General features: G+C 66.9%; 14 protein-coding genes and 1 tRNA gene. 11 read left to right on the forward strand and 4 right to left on the reverse strand.

The features are described from left to right. The first annotated feature begins 84 nt into the window (after positions 1-84). Positions 85-2,757, forward strand: coding sequence for an EAL domain-containing protein (locus tag RM463_RS16305; RefSeq protein ID WP_311430622.1), 2,673 nt, complete (start codon positions 85-87; stop codon positions 2,755-2,757). A gap of 115 nt (positions 2,758-2,872) precedes the next feature. Here the strand turns inward: RM463_RS16305 and RM463_RS16310 are convergent. Then, a tRNA-Thr gene (locus tag RM463_RS16310) sits at positions 2,873-2,948 on the reverse strand. Between the two features lie 35 nt (positions 2,949-2,983). Then, positions 2,984-3,811 (reverse strand): acyl-CoA thioesterase II, encoded by an 828-nt coding sequence (locus RM463_RS16315; protein ID WP_311430623.1) that lies wholly within the window; start codon positions 3,809-3,811, stop codon positions 2,984-2,986. An 87-nt stretch (positions 3,812-3,898) separates the two neighbouring features. Here RM463_RS16315 and tadA point away from each other — a divergent pair, with 87 nt between their 5' ends. Next, positions 3,899-4,357, forward strand: a complete 459-nt coding sequence (gene tadA / locus RM463_RS16320; protein ID WP_311430624.1) for a tRNA adenosine(34) deaminase TadA — start codon at positions 3,899-3,901, stop codon at positions 4,355-4,357. Between the two features lie 3 nt (positions 4,358-4,360). Here tadA and mltF read toward each other — a convergent pair whose 3' ends face one another. Next, a complete protein-coding gene (gene mltF / locus RM463_RS16325) occupies positions 4,361-5,788 on the reverse strand; it encodes a membrane-bound lytic murein transglycosylase MltF (protein WP_409228920.1) in 1,428 nt (475 codons plus the stop codon). 177 nt (positions 5,789-5,965) lie between these two features. On the opposite strand from mltF, the gene purL reads away from it, so the two are divergent. Beyond that, on the forward strand, positions 5,966-9,925 hold the full coding sequence (gene purL, locus RM463_RS16330; RefSeq protein WP_311430626.1) for a phosphoribosylformylglycinamidine synthase: 3,960 nt from the start codon (positions 5,966-5,968) through the stop codon (positions 9,923-9,925). 196 nt (positions 9,926-10,121) lie between these two features. Here the strand turns inward: purL and RM463_RS16335 are convergent, their stop codons facing one another. Continuing rightward, positions 10,122-11,270, reverse strand: a complete 1,149-nt coding sequence (locus tag RM463_RS16335; RefSeq protein WP_311430627.1) for a PQQ-dependent sugar dehydrogenase — start codon at positions 11,268-11,270, stop codon at positions 10,122-10,124. 405 nt (positions 11,271-11,675) lie between these two features. Between RM463_RS16335 and RM463_RS16340 the strand changes: the two genes are divergently transcribed. The 8 genes from RM463_RS16340 to RM463_RS16375 all read left to right on the forward strand — a co-directional run bounded on the left by RM463_RS16340 (position 11,676) and on the right by RM463_RS16375 (position 19,250). Then, a complete protein-coding gene (locus RM463_RS16340) occupies positions 11,676-11,978 on the forward strand; it encodes an urease subunit gamma (RefSeq protein WP_132045202.1) in 303 nt (100 codons plus the stop codon). Positions 11,979-12,016: 38 nt separating this feature from the next. Then, on the forward strand, positions 12,017-12,502 hold the full coding sequence (locus RM463_RS16345; protein WP_311430628.1) for an urease subunit beta: 486 nt from the start codon (positions 12,017-12,019) through the stop codon (positions 12,500-12,502). Continuing rightward, positions 12,495-14,204: an urease subunit alpha gene (locus RM463_RS16350; protein ID WP_311430629.1), complete on the forward strand. Its 1,710-nt coding sequence runs from the start codon at positions 12,495-12,497 to the stop codon at positions 14,202-14,204. The genes RM463_RS16345 and RM463_RS16350 overlap by 8 nt, the downstream gene beginning before the upstream one ends. A 117-nt stretch (positions 14,205-14,321) precedes the next feature. Further along, positions 14,322-14,891: an urease accessory UreF family protein gene (locus RM463_RS16355; protein WP_311430630.1), complete on the forward strand. Its 570-nt coding sequence runs from the start codon at positions 14,322-14,324 to the stop codon at positions 14,889-14,891. An 85-nt stretch (positions 14,892-14,976) separates the two neighbouring features. Beyond that, positions 14,977-15,834: an urease accessory protein UreD gene (locus RM463_RS16360; protein WP_311430631.1), complete on the forward strand. Its 858-nt coding sequence runs from the start codon at positions 14,977-14,979 to the stop codon at positions 15,832-15,834. Between the two features lie 22 nt (positions 15,835-15,856). Further along, entirely contained in the window at positions 15,857-16,609 is a 753-nt protein-coding gene (gene ureG, locus RM463_RS16365) for an urease accessory protein UreG (protein ID WP_311430632.1), read from the forward strand. Positions 16,610-16,701: 92 nt separating this feature from the next. Beyond that, positions 16,702-17,292, forward strand: a complete 591-nt coding sequence (locus tag RM463_RS16370) for a HupE/UreJ family protein (RefSeq protein ID WP_311430633.1) — start codon at positions 16,702-16,704, stop codon at positions 17,290-17,292. 131 nt (positions 17,293-17,423) lie between these two features. Beyond that, positions 17,424-19,250, forward strand: coding sequence for a DEAD/DEAH box helicase (locus tag RM463_RS16375; RefSeq protein WP_311430634.1), 1,827 nt, complete (start codon positions 17,424-17,426; stop codon positions 19,248-19,250). Positions 19,251-19,308 lie beyond the last annotated feature (58 nt).

A 19,308-nucleotide genomic window follows, 5' to 3' on the forward strand; every position in this document is an offset into this window, starting at 1 on the left:
TGCGGAAACTGCCCGAATACACCTGGATAGCTGCTAACCTACGGCCAGAATTCAACTGATGACTCAGCTAAGACTGCCACCAGCATGCCCCACTCCCCAGGCCTTGCGCCATTCGATAGCGAACTTCACATCCAGCGCGACAGGCGCCGTGCCATCATCGTCTATGTGGGAGGCATGCTGCTGCTGTTGGCGGTGATCGGTGCCTTTGCCCTCGAGCAGTATCGGCGCGATACCCAGGCCGCCGAGGAGCGTAATTCCGCCAGGGCCGATCTGGTGGCGGAGTGGGTGTCCAGTATCTTCTCCGCCAGCGAGGTGGTGCTGGCCAGCGTATCGGCGCATCTGGAGGGTGAGGCGGGTGCCGAGGACGATACCCCAGCGGCGCTGGCACATTGGCTTGGTGTCCTGGATGCCGACCTGGGGCTCCTTGACAGGATCAGCGTGCTGGGTGCCCAGGGGCGAGTCCTGGCCTCCTCCCGAGGCGACTACCCGCCGGGCCGCCCCCTGGGGGGGCTTCCCTATTACCATCGGCTGCTGACGTTAGCGCCCGGCGAGCAGGCCGTTACCCCGCTTTTCTGGTCACCCGCGGATCGTGGGTACCGAGTGGTGCATGCTAGAGGCCTGGCCGATGGTGGAGTCGTCAGCGTCGAGCTGAAGCCCGAGGTCTTCTACCACGGCCTGGCATCGATGAGCATGGCAGTGGGGCAGAGCACTGCCATCGTCGATACCGAGCAGCAGCTGGTCGCCCGGTTTCCCGCCTTCGAGGAGGGCGGTTCCCAAGGCATGCTCGGCAAGACGGTGCATGGGGCGTTGATCGAGACCTTTCTCGAGAGCGGAACCCAGCGGGGCAGCTATCGCCTCCGCTCGGCCCTGGATGACGAGGAGCGCTTCTTCGATGCGAGGCGGATCGGTGATCTGCCCTTCGTGACGGTGGTTGGCGAGGAGGTGTCGGTGGCGCTGGCGGGCTGGGTTCAGCGACTATGGCTCTACCTTTCGATCGTTGCGATGGCGGCCGGGCTGGGCGGGCTGCTGCTGCGCCACTATCTCAATCGGCTGCGGCTGGAAGGGGGATTACGTCAGCATGAGGCACAGCTGAGAATCGCCGCCGCTGCCTTCGAGACACACCTGGGCATGCTGATCACCGATGCCGAGGGCGTCATCCTGCGCGCCAACGATACCTTCACCCGCATTACCGGTTACTCGGAGGAGGAGGTGTTGGGCCGGACTCCGAGCCTGCTCAGCTCCGGGCTGCATGATGAGGCCTTCTATGCGCAGATGTGGGACAGCATTACGCGCCGTGACAGCTGGCAGGGTGAGATCTGGAATCGCCGACGCGATGGCGAGGTCTTCCCCGAGTGGCTGACCATCGGCGCGGTGCGCAATGCCCAGAATGAGTTGACCCACTATGTGGCGACCCTGAGTGACCTCACCGAGCGCAAGGCCGCCGAGAGAGAGATCCACCAGCTGGCGTTCTTCGACCCGCTGACGGGGCTGCCCAATCGACGCCTGCTGATGGACCGCCTGCAGGGCCTGCTGCGTGACAGCAAGCGTGGTGATCGCTTTGGGGCGCTGATCTATCTGGATCTCGATAACTTCAAGCGGGTGAATGACACCGAGGGCCACCGAAGAGGGGATCAGAGGCTGCGCCAGGTCGCCGAGCGCTTGAGTTCGGTGACTCGTGAAACCGATACCCTGGCCCGGTTGGGTGGCGATGAGTTCGCGCTGCTGCTGCATGATCTCGGCGAATGCCCCGAGGAGGCCGCGAAGAGCGCCGAAGAGGTCGCGCTAAAGCTGCTGTCCGCCCTGCAGGCGCCACAGATGCTCGATGGTGAGCCGCTGGTGGTTACCGGTAGCCTGGGAGTCACACTGTTCCATGAGCATGCGGTCAACCTCGATGGGATCCTCCAGCAGGCAGATACGGCGCTGTTCCAGGCCAAGGCAGCGGGTCGGGATACCCTCAGCTTCTTCGATCCGGATATTCAGGAGCGCCTGCAGGTGCGGGCTCGACTCGAGTCCGATCTGCGTCAGGCGCTGCCACGAGGGGAGCTTCAACTCTATTATCAGCCCCAGGTGACGGCCGCCGGCGAGATGTGTGGTGTGGAGGCCCTGTTGCGCTGGCAGCACCCCGGGCGGGGTGTCGTTTCTCCGGGCGAGTTCATTCCCCTGGCCGAAGAGAGCCGCGTGATCCTGGCGATCGGCGGCTGGGCACTGGAGAGCGCCTGCCGTCAGCTGGCCGTGTGGGCCGCCGATACTGAGCGGCAGCATCTGGTCATGGCGGTGAACGTGAGCCCCGTACAGTTTCGCGAGGGCGACTTCGTCGAGCAGGTACTGGCGATTCTCGATGCCACCCGGGCGCCGGCCAAGCGTCTCAAGCTTGAGGTCACCGAGAGCCTGTTCATGGAGGAGCGTGATGATGCCCGGGCCAAGATGCTGCGCCTGAGCGAGCGTGGCGTGACCTTCTCGCTGGATGACTTCGGCACCGGCTACTCCTCGCTCTCCTATCTCAAGCGCCTGCCGCTGGCACAGCTCAAGATCGATCAGAGCTTCGTGCGTGACCTGCTGGAGGACCAGGCCTCGGCGGCCATCGTGACCAGCGTCATCTCCCTGGCACGCAGCCTGGAGCTGGATGTGATCGCCGAGGGGGTCGAAACCGAGGCGCAGCGTGACTGGTTAATCAACCATGGGTGCACACGCTTCCAAGGCTATCTGTTCAGCCGCCCACAGCCGATCGAGTGGTTGCCCGTGTCCGCCGCTGGTTGAAGCGTCCGCGGGTGTGGTGCCCCCTCTCCTGATTCCCAGTGTTCCATCGTTGTGCCAAACAGTACGGCGCAGCTTTAGCGGTGCTGGAAAATTGCGTGCAACTTGCTGATTTGTTTGGTGCCGCAAAGAGGAGTCGAACCTCCGACCTACGCATTACGAGTGCGTTGCTCTACCAGCTGAGCTATTGCGGCCTGACCGTCATGGTAGCGCCGGGAGGTTTTACCGACTAGTCCCGGGGCTTGTCGTGTAATCGGGTCAGGCCTTCCTGGGCGCTGGAGGCGACCAGCCGGCCATCGCGGTCGTAGATGCTGCCACGGGCGAAGCCCCGTGCCTGACCGGCCCAGGGGCTGTCCATGTCGTAGAGCAGCCAGTCGTCGACCCTGACCTCCTGGTGGAACCAGAGGGCGTGGTCGAGGCTGGCGATCTGCAGCTTGGGGTCACGGAAGCCGATACCGTGGGGCACCAGGGCGGTGGTCAGCAGATTGAAGTCGGAGCTGTAGGTCAGCAGGCCACGGTGCGTTGCGGGGTCGTCGGGAAGGTCGCCCACCAGCCGGAACCAGACGCGCTTGCGGGCCGGCTGGCCGGGCTGACACTCCTCGCTGTCGAGCAGGAACTCGATGGGGTGGTTGTCGAAGCGAGCCAGCTCGGCACCCTCCTCGATCAGGCGCTCCGGTGATGAGACCGTCGGCATCGCCGCCTGGTGGGTGAAACCCTGCTCTGCATCGTGGAAGGAGGCACTGCAGAAGAAGATGGGGCGCCCCTTCTGAATGGCGGTGATCCGGCGCGTCGCGAAGCTGCCGCCATCGCGCACCGCCTCGACTTGATAGACCACCGGACGGTGCGGGTCCCCGGGGCGCAGGAAGTAGCCGTGCAGGGAGTGGGGGCGGCGAGCCGCGGCGACAGTCTGTGTGGCCGCCGAGAGCGCCTGGCCGAGCACCTGGCCACCGAACAGCTGGGGCAGCCCGAGGTCCTGGCTGCGGCCGCGGAACAGGTTCTCTTCCAGGGGCTCCAGGCCAAGCAGGTCCACCAGGTCGTTCAGGGCGTCGGGCTTCATCGGTCTCCTCCGGATGATGGCGTGCAGGAAGGCCATCGGTATCATACGATCGTCTGCCAGCCATTCAGTCTACGGGAGTTCTGGGCAGTGCGCAGTGATGAATTCTATATGCACCGGGCCCTGGACCAGGCCCGGCTAGGGCTCGCCGCGGGCGAGGTGCCGGTCGGGGCGGTGGTGGTGGATGCCGCCGGTGAGATCCTCGGCGTCGGCTACAACGCGCCGGTGCGCGGGCACGACCCCAGCGCCCATGCCGAGATCCGAGCGCTGCGTGAGGCCGGCGCGCGACTCGGCAATTACCGCCTCGATGGCTGTACCCTCTACGTGACCCTGGAGCCCTGCCTGATGTGCACCGGGGCGATCATCCATGCCCGCATCGCGCGCCTGGTCTATGCCGCCCCCGAGCCGCGCAGCGGCATGGTGGAGTCGAAAGCCAATCTGTTTGCCCAGCCCTGGTTCAACCACCGAGTGGCGGTGGAGGGGGGCGTGCTGGCATCGCGGGCATCGCGCCTGCTCAAGGAGTTCTTCGCCACACGTCGCCCCTCGTAGACCTTACGGGGCAGTGGGGGTGGGGCCTGCGGTGCGGGCGTTGAGCTGCGGGAATTCGCGTCGGCTGCGCTCCACGTAGCTGAGAATCTCGTGATAGCGGCGGATGTTGCGGACATAGATCACCGGCTCGCCGCCCCGGGCATAGCCGTACTTCGTCTGGCTGTGCCACTCACGCTGCTGCAGCAGCGGCAGCGACGCGCGGACATCGGCCCAGAGGTCCGGGTCACCGCCGCGCTGCTCGGTGATTCGGCGGGCATCGTAGAGGTGCCCCAGCCCGACGTTATAAGCCGCCATGGCCATGTAGAGGCGGTTGTCTCCCTGAATCGAGTCGGGCAGACGGTCATGCAGCTGGCGCAGGTAGCGGGCCCCGCCATGGATGCTCTGGGCGGGATCGAGACGGTTGCTGACCCCCAGGTCGCCGGCGGTGGCGTTGGTCAGCATCATCAAGCCGCGCACGCCGGTGGGGGAGGTGGCCTGGGGGTCCCAGTGCGACTCCTGGTAGCCCACGGCGGCCAGCAGCTTCCAGTCGAAGTCCGAGGCTCGCGCGGCCTCGCGGAACAGCTCGGTATACTTGGGTAGGCGTGCCTCGACATGGTTGAGGAAGGTGCGCGTGCCGACGTACTCCAGGAAGTCGTCATGGCCGAAGTAGCGGGTCACCAGGGCCGCTAGCTCGCCGCTCTCGTGCAGACCGGAAAGGAAGCGGTTGGCGGCCTCGACCAGCGCTAGGCTGTCCTCGGTCGGGAAGGCCCAGGCCATGGAGAGCGGGTCGCCGAGCAGGAAGCCGCGCTCCACGTCGGGGAAGAAGAGCCGGTTGAGGCGAAACTGATGGTCGAAGAGCACCGCCGCGTCGAGCTCGCCATCCTCCACCTGGCCGAGCAGCTCGGCGACCTCCACCTCGGAGGAGGCCTCCCAGCTCAGGTCCGGATAGATAGCCTGCAGCTCGTTCAGGACACGGTCGGTGCCTGCACCGCCGATGGCGCCCAGGGCCAGGCCGGGCAGGTCGTCGGGTGTCTCCAGCGGGGGAAGCCCTCGGCGATAGACGACGACCGGTTGCAGCTCGATGATCGGACGGCTGAAGACCACCCCAGGCAGGTCGGGCTCCAGGGGCAGGGCCGCCGCCGCCATGTCGCCCTCCTGGCGCACCGCCTCGAGGGCGCTTTCGATATGGTGATCGGCACGAATGGTCAGGCTGACACCCAGCTGCCCGGCGAAGCGGCGTGCCAGTTCGTACTCGAAGCCGGTGGGTCCCTCGCGCCCCTCGTAGTAGGTGGTGGGGGTGTTGCGGGTCTGCACGCTGAGCAGTTCCCGGGCGAGGATCGTCTCGAGCTGGTCCTGTCTGGTCGAGCGCGGCGGCTCGGGGAACAGGCTCAGGACAATCGCCAGCAGGGCGATGGCGGTGTGCCTCAGGGGGGCGCTCGGGATCAGGGGCATGCGGTGACGGGCTGGAATGAGGCCCTTCACGATACCCAGCCCCGCAACGGCTGTCATCCGCCTGTCCGCCATGTTCTCACCCGGATTTCTTCCGTCACTGGCTTTCCAGTATCATGTGCGCTCTGTGCCGCAGGCCGCGGCCCCCCCGATCGTAAAGATTCTCAGAGGCTCCTGGATATGCTCGAACTGCGCGGCGCCCCCGCCCTCTCCGCCTTCCGTCATGCCAAGCTGCTGGCCGCCCTGCGTGATGACGTGGGTGACGTTGCCTCGCTGGGTGCGGAGTATGTGCACTTCGTCGACCATGCGGGCGAGCTTTCCGGCAAGGCCCTGTCCGTGCTGGAGCAGTTGCTCGATTACGGGGCCGAGCCCCAGAGTGATGCCGGCGAGGGCCAGCTCTTCCTGGTGGTGCCGCGCATCGGCACCCAGTCGCCCTGGTCCACCAAGGCCACCGATATCGCTCATAGTTGCGGCCTGTCCCAGGTGAATCGCATCGAGCGCGGCATCGCCTACCGGGTCAAGCTCAAGGGCATGCTCTCCGAGAAGGCCTTCGAGAAGATCACCGCCATCCTGCATGACCGCATGACCGAGACGGTGTTGGCGGACCCCAGCGATGCGGCGCAGCTTTTCGCTCACCATGCGCCGGCACCCCTGGGTAGCGTCGACCTTCTCGAGGGCGGGCGCGAGGCACTGGTGACCGCCAACGCCGAGCTCGGCCTGGCCCTGGCGGATGACGAGATCGACTACCTGGTCGAGGCATTCCGCGAACTGGGGCGCAACCCCACGGATGTCGAGCTGATGATGTTCGCCCAGGCCAACTCCGAGCACTGTCGTCACAAGATATTCAATGCCGACTGGGTGATCGACGGTGAGGCGCAGACGCACTCGCTGTTCAAGATGATCAAGAACACCTATCAGGCCTCGCCGGACGACATCCTCTCCGCCTACAGCGATAACGCCGCGGTGATCCGCGGTAGCGAGGCGCCGCGCTTCTTCCCGGCCCCGCTGACCGGTCGTGAAGGGGAGCGTGCCTCCTACGCCGGCCATAAAGAGCCGATCCAGATCCTGATGAAGGTGGAGACCCACAACCACCCGACGGCCATCGCCCCGCACCCCGGAGCGGCCACCGGCGCCGGTGGCGAGATCCGTGACGAGGGGGCCACCGGCATCGGCGGCAAGCCCAAGGCAGGTCTCAGCGGCTTCACCGTCTCCAACCTGCGCATCCCCGAGTTCGTGCAGCCCTGGGAGGCGTTCGACTATGGCAAGCCCGAGCGTATCGTCTCGGCGCTCGAGATCATGCTCGAGGGTCCCATCGGCGGTGCGGCCTTCAACAACGAGTTCGGTCGACCGAACCTCACCGGCTACTTCCGTACCTACGAGCAGGAAGCGATGGGGGCCAATGGCATCGAGCGCCGCGGCTTCCACAAGCCGATCATGATCGCCGGCGGCTACGGCAATGTCCGCGATGGCCACGTGCAGAAGGGCGAGATCCCGGTAGGCGGCAAGCTGATCGTGATGGGCGGCCCGGCGATGCTGATCGGCCTGGGCGGCGGAGCGGCCTCCTCCATGGCGTCCGGTGCCTCCAGCGCCGACCTGGACTTCGCCTCCGTGCAGCGCGGTAATCCCGAGATGGAGCGCCGGGCCCAGGAGGTGATCGACCGCTGCTGGGCGCTGGGCGAGAACAACCCGATGTGCTTTATCCATGACGTGGGCGCCGGCGGTCTCTCCAATGCGCTGCCGGAGCTGGTCAAGGATGGCGAGCGCGGCGGGCTGTTCGACCTGCGCGCGGTACCCAACGCCGAGCCGGGCATGAGCCCGCTGGAGATCTGGTGCAACGAGGCCCAGGAGCGTTATGTGCTGGCCGTGGCGCCGGAGGATCTCGCGACCTTCGAGGCCCTGTGTGCCCGTGAGCGCTGCCCCTACGCCGTGGTCGGCGAGGCCACCGAGGCCCATCACCTGACGGTGCGGGACGGCCACTTCGAGACCCGCCCCGTCGATCTGCCGATGAGCGTGCTGTTCGGCAAGCCGCCGAAGATGACCCGTGACTTCCAGCGCCAGAGCCACGAGCTGTCGGGCGTGATGCTCGACAACCTCGATCTGCGCGAGGCCATGGATCGTGTCCTGCGCCTGCCCACCGTGGCCTCCAAGAGCTTCCTGATCACCATCGGTGACCGTTCGATCACCGGCCAGGTAGCCCGCGACCAGATGGTCGGGCCCTGGCAGGTGCCGGTGGCCGATGTGGCGGTGACCACGGCGAGCTTCGACACCCATGCCGGCGAGGCCATGGCCATGGGCGAGCGTCCGCCGGTGGCACTGATCGACCCGGCCGCCAGTGCTCGCCTGGCGGTGGCCGAGGCGATCACCAACCTGGCCGCCGCGCCCATCGAGAAGCTCTCCGACATCAAGCTCTCCGCCAACTGGATGAGTGCCGCCGATCATCCCGGCGAGAACCAGGCGCTGTACGATGCCGTGCATGCCGTGGGGATGGAGCTCTGCCCGGCCCTGGGCATCGCCGTGCCGGTGGGCAAGGACTCCATGTCCATGCGCACCGCCTGGCAGGAGGAGGGCGGCTCTGATGAAGGCCAGGGCGAGGCCGAGGAGAAGAGTGTGACCTCGCCGCTGTCGCTGGTGGTCACCGGCTTCGCTCCGGTCACGGATGCCATGCGCACCCTGACGCCCCAGATCAATCTGGAGCAGGACGAGTCCGACCTGATCCTGATCGACCTGGGCGGAGGTCGCAATCGCCTGGGCGGCTCCGCGCTGGCCCAGGTCTACGGCCAGGTGGGGGATGAGTGCCCCGATCTGGACGACCCGGAGGACCTCAAGGCGTTCTTCGCGGTGATCCAGGGGCTCAACGCCGAGGGCAAGCTGCTCGCCTACCACGACCGCAGCGACGGCGGCCTGCTGGTGACCCTGCTGGAGATGGCCTTCGCGGCCCATGCCGGCCTCGAGATCAAGCTCGACTGGCTGGTGGACGAGCCGGTGGAGGCCTTCAACGCGCTGTTCGCCGAGGAGCTGGGCGCGGTGATCCAGGTGAGCCGTGAGCACACCGAGGAGGTGCTGGCCCAGCTTGCCGCGGCGGGGCTCGAGACCTGTGGCGTCATCGCGCGGCCGCGCTACGACGACCAGGTGCGGGTGACCCTGTTCGAGGAGCCGCTGCTCGAGACCACGCGGCTGCGGACCCAGCGCACCTGGGCCGAGACCAGCTATCGCCTGCAGGCGCTGCGCGACAACCCCGAGTGTGCCAAGAGCGAGTTCGACGGCCTGCTCGACGACCGCGACCCGGGGCTCTCAGCCACCCCCACCTTCGATGTCGACGAGGATATCGCGGCTCCCTATCTCCAAGCACCCGGGCTCAACCTGGCGCGGCCGGCGATGGCGGTGCTGCGCGAGCAGGGGGTCAACGGCCAGGTGGAGATGGCCTGGGCCTTCGACCGTGCCGGCTTCGAGTCGGTGGACGTGCATATGAGCGATATCCTGGCGGGCAGGGTGTCGCTGGATGAGTTCAAGGGCCTGGTGGCCTGTGGTGGCTTCTCCTACGGCGACGTGCTGGGTGCCGGCGGTGGCTGGGCCAAGTCGGTGCTGTTCAACGAGCGTGCCCGCGACCAGTTCGCGGCCTTCTTCCAGCGCGAGGATAGCTTCTCGCTGGGGGTGTGCAACGGCTGTCAGATGCTTGCCCAGCTCAAGGAGCTGATTCCCGGGGCCGAGACCTGGCCGCGGTTCGTGCGCAACGAGTCTGAGCAGTTCGAGGCCCGCGTGGCCATGGTCCAGGTGGAGCAGAGCCCCTCGATCCTGCTGGCCAGCATGGAAGGGTCGCGACTGCCCATCGCCGTGGCCCACGGTGAAGGGCGCGCCGAGTTCCGTGACAGCGCCCACCTGCGCAAGCTGCAGGGCAGCGGTGCGGTGGCCCTGCGCTACGTGGACAACTACGGCCAGGTCACCACTCGCTACCCGGCCAACCCCAACGGCTCGCCCTCCGGCGTCACCGGGCTGACCACCCCGGACGGCCGGGTCACCATCATGATGCCCCATCCGGAGCGGGTGGTGCGTGCGGTGACCAACTCCTGGCGTCCCGCCGAGTGGACCCAGGACGGTGCCTGGCAGCGGCTGTTCCGCAACGCCCGCGTCTGGCTCGGCTGATCGCCCAGCAACCCCTCCGCATCTTGCATCGCCCGGGAGCTTTCCCGGGCGATGCCCTTTGACCCTCCCCTCCATGCCAAGCCGACTCACGCCAGCCTGTAACCTCCCCTTTTAAAGGCGTGGGCAGTGCCTGGCGGACGTTCGTCAGGCTAACCGCTATGGCAATGTTGCCGAGTCGGGATAAGGCGGCTCGAGGCTACGGGTCGGCCGGCGTCAGCCGGTAGAGTGCGCCATTCGTGGCGTCCTCGAGCAGATAGATGGTGCCGTCGGGTCCCTGACGGACGTCGCGGATGCGTCCGATCTCGCCCTCCAGCAGGACTTCGTGCTCCACCACCTCATCCCCTTCCAGGGCCAGGCGGACCAGGCGCTCACTGGCCAGGCCGCCGGCCAGGAAGTGACCCTGCCAGGCGGAGAAGGTGTCGCCGCTGACCTCGGCCAGCCCCGAGGGGGCGAAGCGTCCGTCGAAGACATGCACCGGATCACGCATGCCCGGTGCGCTGTCACGTCCGATGGGCTGATTGGTACCGTAGTCGTTGCCGCGGCTGACCACCGGCCAACCATAGTTGTCGCCGCCAACCAGGCGGTTGAGCTCGTCGCCGGTACGCGGACCGTGTTCGGTGGACCAGGGGGTGCCATCCTTTGCGACGGTGAGACCCTGGGGGTTGCGGTTGCCCATCGTGAAGAGCTCGTCGAGCACCGCGGCGTCGTCGACGAAGGGGTTATCGGGCGGTACGCCGCCGGTGTCGGTCAGGCGCAGCACACTGCCGGCATGATCGCCGCCATCCTGGGCGCGGGGTGGCTCGCGGCCGCGGTCACCGATACTCATCAACAGCGTCCCGTCGGGCAGCCAGGCGAGCCGCGAGCCATAGTGGCGCCCGGGGGCGGAGAAACGGTCCTGCTCGAAAAGCGTCTCGAGATGGCTCAGGGAGTCGTCGCCCAGCCGCGCCCGGGAGAGAGTGGTGGCGCTGCCACCGCTGCCGGGCTGGCTCCAGGTGAAGTAGAGCCAGTCGTGCTCACCATCGCCGAAGCGCGGGTGCAGGGCGAGATCGAGCAGGCCACCCTGGCCGCGAGTGCTCACCTCGGGGACACCCTCCAGACGGGTCATCCGCCCCGCCTGGTCGATGCGTGCCAGTCGCCCCGGACGCTCACTGACCAGCAGCTCGCCGTCGGGTAGAAAGGCCAGCGACCAGGGGTGTTCGAGCCCGGTCGCGACGCGCTCCAGGCGCAGCGTGTGATGATCGCTCTCCAGCCCTTCTATCAGGGTCTCGGCTGCCTGGGCCCAAGCGCCGAGGGTCAGGCCGCTCAGCAGCAGGGGCAGGGTCAGCCTGGGCAACATGACCGGCATAATTCGGGCCTCCTCCAGCATCGATTCGGATTCTCACCGAACAGCATAGACCAGCACCCGCCTGTCGTGCGGCGGGGCGGGCACGGTTCGGCTGTACCAGCCCAACCAGTAGTTTCTAGTACAACTCCACCCTCAGTGTGAGTAGGGCTATCGCAGATGGCAGTACCGCTCAAGGCTGTTTCGGCGACAGGCCGTCGAGGGGGCGCCACTAGTACTGCAATAAGACATGGCTCGGTAGCATGGCTTTGCCCCGTTCGAGAAGCGGTAATTCAACGTTGTGGCCTCTTGGGGGTGTGCTAGCTTGCTTGAGGAGTGGCTGTTTATCCGAACGGCACGCTGGAGTCAGCTAGGCAGCTGGACAAGGGCGTCGTCTCGACTCTTTCCATAACGCTCAGGGGGAGTCCCATGTTTCTCAGTATGCACGAGCAAGAGCGGCTAATGATCTACACGGCCGGCAAGCTGGCGCTGGAGCGCAAGGAGCGCGGCCTCAAGCTCAACCTTCCCGAGGCCACGGCACTCATCACCTCGTATCTGCTCGAGGGGGCTCGCAATGGCGAAACGGTTGCCGACCTCATGGAGTCGGGGCGTCACGTGCTGAGCCGTGATGATGTGATGGAGGGGGTGCCGGAGATGCTCGCTCAAGTGCAGGTCGAGGCGACCTTCCCCGACGGCACCAAACTCGTGACGGTAACGGGGCCGGTACAATGACCAGAAAACCATCCAATCCCTTCGGGCCACCCGAAAAGATGGCTGCCGATTCGCCGAAGGCGGAGCACGCCTCCGATGCGCCCGGTTACAAGATCGAGAAGCGAACACGCTCCTCGGGTGCCCACTCGCCAAGCGAGCCCCGTCGGCCCGGCTCCGGGGCTCGCCAGGCGCCGCGGCGGGAGTCGATGGAGCGGCTCGAGGAGAGCGATCCTCTGGTGCCGGGAGAGGTCCTCTACGGAGAGGGCGATGTCGAGATCAATGCCGGTCAACCCATCACCACGATCAGGGTAATCAATGCCGCGGATCGCCCGGTGCAAGTCGGTTCACACTATCACTTCGCCGAGGCCAACGAGGCGCTCGAGTTCGACAGGGAGGCGGCCTGGGGCAAGCGACTCAACGTGCTTTCGGGGGGCGCCGTACGCTTCGAGCCCGGGGCCGTGGAAGAGGTCGAACTGATCCCCATTCGGGGGCGACGCATCGTGCCCGGTCTGCGTGGGCTCTGCCGAGGAGGTCTCGATGGGTAAGATTTCCCGTTCGGAATATGTGGCGTCGTATGGCCCGACCAGGGGCGACCGTATTCGCCTCGCCGATACCAATCTGGTCATCGAGGTCGAGGAGGATCGCTGTGGCGGCGGCGACGAGGCGGTATTCGGCGGCGGCAAGTCGGTGCGTGAGTCGATGGGGCAGTCCACGGCGACGCGTGCCGAGGGCACCCCGGATCTGGTGATCACCGGTGCGGTCATTCTCGACCACTGGGGCGTGATCAAGGCCGACATCGGCGTGCGCGACGGCCGTATTACCGCGATCGGCAAGGCCGACAATCCCGACACCATGGATGGTGTGCACCCCGACCTGGTGATCGGTCCCTCGACGGAGATCATGGCGGGCAACGGGCTGATCGCCACGGCGGGTGCGATCGACACCCATGTGCACTTCGTCGGACCCCAGATGATGCAGATCGCCCTGGCATCGGGCACCACTACCGTGCTGGGCGGTGGCACGGGGCCTACCGAAGGGTCGAAGGCCACCCTCGCGACACCCGGATCCTGGTGGATGGAGCGGATGCTGGAGAGCTTCGATCCCTGGCCGGTCAACGTGCTGTTTCTCGGGCGCGGCAACACCATGTCCCACGAGGCGATGTGGGAGCAGCTCCGCGGTGGCGTGGGTGGCTTCAAGGTGCATGAGGACTGGGGGGCGACGCCAGCGGTCATCGATGCCGTGCTGCAGGTGGCCGACGCCTCTGGGGTTCAGGTCGCGATCCACTCGGACACCCTCAACGAGGCCGGGTTCGTCGAAGATATGCTCAAGGCGGTAGACGGTCGCACCTTCCACTCCTTTCATACCGAAGGCGCCGGTGGCGGGCACGCGCCGGATATCATCCGCATCGCGGGCGAGGCCAATGTGCTGCCGGCGTCGACCAACCCGACACGGCCGTTCACGCGCAATACCGTGGACGAGCACCTCGATATGGTGATGGTGGCGCACCACCTCAACCCGCAGGTCCCCAACGACCTCGCCTTCGCCGAAAGCCGGGTTCGCGCGGGAACGATCGCGGCCGAGGACGTGCTGCAGGATCTCGGTGCGATCTCGATCATGTCCTCCGATGCCCAGGCGATGGGGCGGATCGGCGAGGTGGTGATCCGTACCTGGCAGACCGCGCACCAGATGAAGAAGCTGCGCGGGCCCCTGGCGGGGGACAGCAACGCCGACAATCATCGGGCGCGCCGCTATGTGGCGAAGTACACGATCTGCCCCGCGGTGGCCCATGGGCTCGAGAAGCATATCGGCTCCATCGAGGTGGGCAAGAAGGCCGATCTGGTGCTGTGGCAGCCGGCCCTCTTCGGCATTCGACCCACGATCGTCTTCACGGGAGGGATGGCCGCGACGGCCGCGCTTGGCGACCCGAACGCCTCGATTCCTACGCCTCAGCCCGTGCTCGAGCGACTCGGCTTCAATGTCTACTCCCCCGCGGCTGGGGCGACCAGCATGGCGTTCGTCTCCCAGACGGCGATCGACGACGGGCTACCCGGGCGTGTGAATACCCATCGACAGTTTGTCGCCATCGAGAGCTGCCGCGGCAGGACCAAGATGGATATGCCCGAAAACCAGGCGCTGCCCAGGATCGAGGTCGATCCCAATACCTATGCGGTGAAGATCGATGGCGAGCTCGTCGAGCACGAGCCCACCGATGATGTGCCGATGGCGCAGCGATACTTTCTCTTCTAGGCAGGAAGGCATATGGCACAGGGACAGGCGGCGCTGCTTCTGCTCGCGGATGGTCGCTTGCCGGCAGGCGGCTATGCGCACTCCGGCGGGCTAGAGCCGACGGTTCAGGCGGGCAGGGTGTCGGACGCGACGGAGCTCGAGCGATTCCTTGTCGGGCGAGCCGAAACCACGGGCTTCGTTGCCGCGGCCTTCGCCGCCGCCGCCTGTGAGCGTGCGGCGCGGGATGACACCGCGGCACTGCCGGCGCTGGAGTCCGAGCTCGACGCACGCACACCCTCCCCGGAACTGCGCTCGGTGTCGCGAACGCTCGGCAGGCAGCTGCTTCGAGTGATGAGCACCATTCACCCCCATCCGCACTTCGCGCAGCTCGGCACCGCCCCCCATCAGCCTGTGGTCATGGGGGTGGCCGCCGCGGCGCTCGGCCTCGGCCCTCGCGACGCCGCGCTGGCCATCCTGCACGAGAGCGTGGCGGGGCCGGCCGCGGCCGCGGCGAAACTGATGCGAATCGACCCCTTCGATGTCCACGCCGCCCTCGCGCGGGCCACCGAACGGCTCGACCGCCTGGCCGGCGACGCCGCCGACCACGCCGATGCTCCCGCAAGCGAGTTGCCTTCGCGGGGGGCGCCCTTGAGCGATATCGCGGCCGAACACCACAGGAGCTGGAATGTACGCCTCTTCGCCTCGTGAACATTCGCCTCATAAGCATTCACCTCATGAACATTCGCCTCGCGAGCATGTGCTTCGTGATCAGGGTGCGAGACGGCCGGGTGCGATGTCGTCACGGGCGGTGCTGACCACCGAGGCAGATACCCGGGCACGCTCGCGGGTCGGAGTATTGCGCTCCCAGGGGGCACTCGTCCTGCGACCGGCACACCCCAAGGAGTCGGAGCCGCTGACCCATCGCCGTCGCGAGGTGGCGCGTGTCATGCTGGCCGCCGGCGCCGCCGGCCCGCTCGGCGGCGACGACTATGCGCTCGATGTGCATGTCGGGGCAGGCAGCACACTGGTGCTGACCGAGGCCTCGGCGATGCTGGTGCTGCCGGGCCCATGTGGCGGGCGTTCGCATATGCGAATCACTGTGCATGTCGGCGAGGGCGGCACCTTCGTCTGGCTGCCGGAGCCGATCATCGCGGCTCGTGGCTGTGACCATGAGCATGACGTACGGGTTCGCCTCGAACGCGGTGCCCGGCTGGTGATGCGTGAGGAGACGCTGCTCGGGAGGCACCGCGAGCCGCCGGGAGATTTCCGCACCACCCTGCGGGTGACCCATGACGATACCCCGCTCTATCACCAGCAGCTGTGTGTTGGACCGCAGGCCGATGGCTGGCGTGGCGCCGCGGTCGTGGGCGAGAACGGCGCCGTCGGATCGATCATTGCGGTCGACCCCGCCTGGGAGGGCGGAACCCCGGCCACCTCCACCTTTCATTCCAGCGCCATCCTGGCGCCACTGCCGGGGCCAGGCATGATCGTCAGCGCCGTGGCACCCGATAGCCTGCAGCTTCGCCGGCGCCTGAGCGCCGGGCTCGACGCGCTTGGCGCGCCGTGGGCACCCAGGGATGTCCCCCTGCCCGAACCCGAGGACCACCGTGATGAGGTGGTCAGCGAAACTGAGCACACAGGTGCCGGATAAGCCGGCCACGGAGGAGAACAGCATGGCGAAGACAACCCCGACGAACGAGCATCGTGCACTGAGGATCGGTGTCGCCGGTCCCGTGGGAACCGGGAAAAGCTCAGTGATCGCGACGCTGTGCCGCAGCCTCAGCGATGAATTCGTCATCGGCGTGATCACCAACGATATCTACACCGACGAGGATGCGCGCTTCCTGCGCTCCGAGGGCGTGCTGCCGGCCGAGCGAATCCGTGCGGTGGAGACGGGCGCCTGCCCCCATACCGCGATTCGCGATGACGTGACCATGAACCTGATCGCCATCGAGGATCTCGAGCGTGATTTTGCCCCGCTGGACATCGTGCTCGTCGAGAGTGGCGGAGACAACCTCACCGCGACGTTCTCGCCGGCGCTTATCGATGCACAGCTCTTCGTGCTCGACGTCGCCGGAGGCGGCGATGTGGCGCGCAAGGGCGGCCCCGGCATCGGCGGCGCCGACCTGCTGGTCATCAACAAGGTCGACCTCGCCGAGCATGTCGATGTCGACGTCGAGCAAATGGTCGCGGATGCCGAAAAGGCCCGCGAGGGGCGCCCGGTACTGGCGATATCACGCAAGCGCCCCGCGACCACGAGCCAGCTGTGCGACTGGGTGCGCGAACTTCATCGCGCCTACGCCGATGGCAACCATGCCCCGGTCGACCCCGGCCCCATGGCGCCGCACTTTCATGCAACAGACGATGGCGGTCATGTACACAGCCACGAAGGGGGGCATACCCATCACCATCATGGTCATGAGTGACGCATGGAGATACGGGGCCACCAGGCTCAACACGGCGATCAGCGCCACAGGCGGTTGAGGTCATACCCTTGGGTCAAGGTAGGAGGAGTAACATGCAATCACATGAATTGACGCGACGCATCGGGTGGGGCGCGGCCCTTCTGTTGCTGCCAGCGCTGGCTTATGCCCATGTCGGCAGCGGATACTCGGGAGGGGTGGTGCAGGGCTTCCTGCACCCCTGGATGGGCATCGATCACATGGCCGCCATGCTCGCGGTCGGCCTCTGGGCCGCCCAGCGAGGCGGGCGTGCCATCTGGGCCGTGCCCGTCAGCTTCATGACGGTCATGCTGCTCGGCGGCGCGATCGGCATGGCGGGGATCGCCCTGCCATGGGTCGAGCCGGGCATCGTGGCGTCGGTGCTTGTCCTCGGCCTGCTGGTGGCGGCGGCGGTGCGCCTTCCGCTGCTGGCGAGTAGTGTCCTGGTCGGCCTGTTCGCGGTGTTCCATGGCCATGCCCACGGCACCGAGATGCCGGCGATGGCATCGGGGCTGGCCTACGGTATCGGTTTCGTTATCGCCACCGCGGCTCTGCATGGTTGTGGTGCGGGCCTGGGCCATCTCGCCAGGCGCTGGGCCAGCCCGCGTATCGCGCAATATGCCGGCGCCCTGATCGCCGCCTTCGGGCTCTATCTCGGCTTCGCCTGACCCTCGTGTGGTCAAGCGAACGCAGCGGGCGGGGGTGACCCTGTCCGCGGCGTTGCCGAGCAGTCCGAGCCGGGCTGACGAGGCCACCGTCGCCCGGTAGACTGGCGCCCCTCAGTGTGGGGAGGTGCCTGATGACCGAAAAGCCTGTGCCAAGCCTGCGCCCCTATCAACGGGAGGCGGTGAGGCGCGTCATCGAGCACTTCCGTGGGTCCGACGACCCGGCAGTGGTGGTGCTGCCCACCGGCAGCGGCAAGTCGCTGGTGATCGCCGAGCTGGCGCGCCTGGCCCGCGGGCGGGTGCTGGTACTGGCCCATGTGCGTGAACTGGTGGAGCAGAACCACGCCAAGTATCTGGCCTACGGCCTCGAGGCCGATATCTTCAGCGCCGGCCTGGGGCGCAAGGAGGCCGAGCGCCAGGTGGTGTTCGGCTCGGTTCAGTCGGTGGTGCGTGGCCTGGATCGTTTCGCTTCTCCGGCCCCGGGGCAGGGCAGCTTCACCCTGCTGGTGATCGACGAGTGTCACCGTGTCTCACCGGCGGAGGATGCCAGCTACCGTCGGGTGATCGAGCGACTGCGCTCCGCCAACCCCCGGCTCAAGGTGCTGGGGCTGACGGCGACGCCCTATCGCCTCGGCCAGGGCTTCATCTACCATCGCCACCATCACGGCATGGTGCGCGGTGAGGCCGATTGCTTCTTCCAGGCGTGTGTCTTCGAGCAGCCGCTCAGGCTGATGGTCAAGCAGGACTACCTGGCCGAGCCGGTGAGGGTAGATGCGGCGGTGGAGCGCTACGACTTCTCGGCACTCACGCCGACCACGAGCGGACTCTTCCGGGAGGAGGAACTCAATCGAGTGGTCGCGGGCCATCGTGCCACGCCGGGCATCATTGCCGAGGTGGTCGAGCGAGCCCGGGATCGCCAGGGGGTGATGCTGTTTGCCGCCAGTGTGGCCCATGCCGAGGAGATCCTCGGCTATCTGCCGGCAGAGGAGTCGGCGCTGATCACCGGCGAGACGCCCTCGGCCGAACGTGAACGGATCATCGACGCCTTCAAGACGCGCGAGTTGAAGTACCTGGTCAATGTGGCGGTGCTGACCACCGGCTTCGATGCGCCGCATGTCGACCTGATCGTTATCCTGCGACCCACCGAGTCGGTGAGCCTCTACCAGCAGATCGCCGGCCGCGGGCTGCGCCTCTCGCCGGGCAAGCGCGACTGCCTGATCCTCGACTACGCCGGCAACCCCTGGGATCTCTACGCCCCCGAGGTGGGATCACCCAAGCCGACTGGCGACAGCGAACCGGTGCAGGTGGAGTGCCCGGCCTGCGGTCATGCCAACCTGTTCTGGGGCAAGCGCGACGGTGACCTGGTGATCGAGCATTTCGGGCGTCGCTGTCAGGGGCTGGTGCTTTCCAATCGCGCCCGACCCCGCGCGAAAAGCGTAAATTCAACGTCGACGACGGCGGCGATGGAGCAATGTTCGTTTCGCTTTCGTTTCAAGGTGTGTGGCGACTGCGGCGCCGAGAATGATATCGCCGCCCGGCGTTGCCACGGCTGCGGCGTCCAGCTGGTGGATGCCGACGACAAGCTCAAGGAGGCGTTGCGCCTGCGTGACGCCCGGGTGCTGCGGGTCGCCGGCATGCAGCTGGAGGCCACCGTCAATGGCCGCGGCCTGCCTCGCCTCAAGGTCAGCTACCATGACGAGGATGGCATGACGCTAGCCGAGTGGTTCGCCCTCGAGACGCCAGCCCAGCGCGGCGCCTTCGCCGCGGCCTTCCTGCGTGAGCATCTGCGCGCCCCGGGGGTACCGTTTCGGCCCGAGACCCTCGAGCAGGTGATCGCCGAGCGTCACCGCCTGCGTCATCCCGACTTCGTGGTGGGGCGCAGGGTGGGGCGCCACTGGCAGGTGCGCGAGAAGCTGTTCGACTATGTCGGGCGCTACCGCCGGGCGGCCGAGGCGGAGTAGGGCGGCTGGCTAGTCTGGGGAGTAGGCGAGCCGCATCCAGGGTGTCGGCGTTTCAGGC

The organism is Halomonas sp. LES1, assembly GCF_031846005.1.
Lineage (GTDB): Bacteria > Pseudomonadota > Gammaproteobacteria > Pseudomonadales > Halomonadaceae > Halomonas.

What these genes read in the sequence shown, in the direction of transcription:
- RM463_RS16305 (WP_311430622.1), top strand. Translation starts at nt 85, where the DNA reads ATGCCCCACTCCCCAGGCCTTGCGCCATTCGATAGCGAACTTCACATC.
- RM463_RS16315 (WP_311430623.1), bottom strand. Translation starts at nt 3,811, where the DNA reads ATGAAGCCCGACGCCCTGAACGACCTGGTGGACCTGCTTGGCCTGGAG.
- mltF (WP_409228920.1), bottom strand. Translation starts at nt 5,788, where the DNA reads ATGCCCCTGATCCCGAGCGCCCCCCTGAGGCACACCGCCATCGCCCTG.
- purL (WP_311430626.1), top strand. Translation starts at nt 5,966, where the DNA reads ATGCTCGAACTGCGCGGCGCCCCCGCCCTCTCCGCCTTCCGTCATGCC.
- RM463_RS16335 (WP_311430627.1), bottom strand. Translation starts at nt 11,270, where the DNA reads ATGCCGGTCATGTTGCCCAGGCTGACCCTGCCCCTGCTGCTGAGCGGC.
- RM463_RS16340 (WP_132045202.1), top strand. Translation starts at nt 11,676, where the DNA reads ATGTTTCTCAGTATGCACGAGCAAGAGCGGCTAATGATCTACACGGCC.
- RM463_RS16345 (WP_311430628.1), top strand. Translation starts at nt 12,017, where the DNA reads ATGGCTGCCGATTCGCCGAAGGCGGAGCACGCCTCCGATGCGCCCGGT.
- RM463_RS16350 (WP_311430629.1), top strand. Translation starts at nt 12,495, where the DNA reads ATGGGTAAGATTTCCCGTTCGGAATATGTGGCGTCGTATGGCCCGACC.
- RM463_RS16360 (WP_311430631.1), top strand. Translation starts at nt 14,977, where the DNA reads ATGTCGTCACGGGCGGTGCTGACCACCGAGGCAGATACCCGGGCACGC.
- ureG (WP_311430632.1), top strand. Translation starts at nt 15,857, where the DNA reads ATGGCGAAGACAACCCCGACGAACGAGCATCGTGCACTGAGGATCGGT.
- RM463_RS16370 (WP_311430633.1), top strand. Translation starts at nt 16,702, where the DNA reads ATGCAATCACATGAATTGACGCGACGCATCGGGTGGGGCGCGGCCCTT.
- RM463_RS16375 (WP_311430634.1), top strand. Translation starts at nt 17,424, where the DNA reads ATGACCGAAAAGCCTGTGCCAAGCCTGCGCCCCTATCAACGGGAGGCG.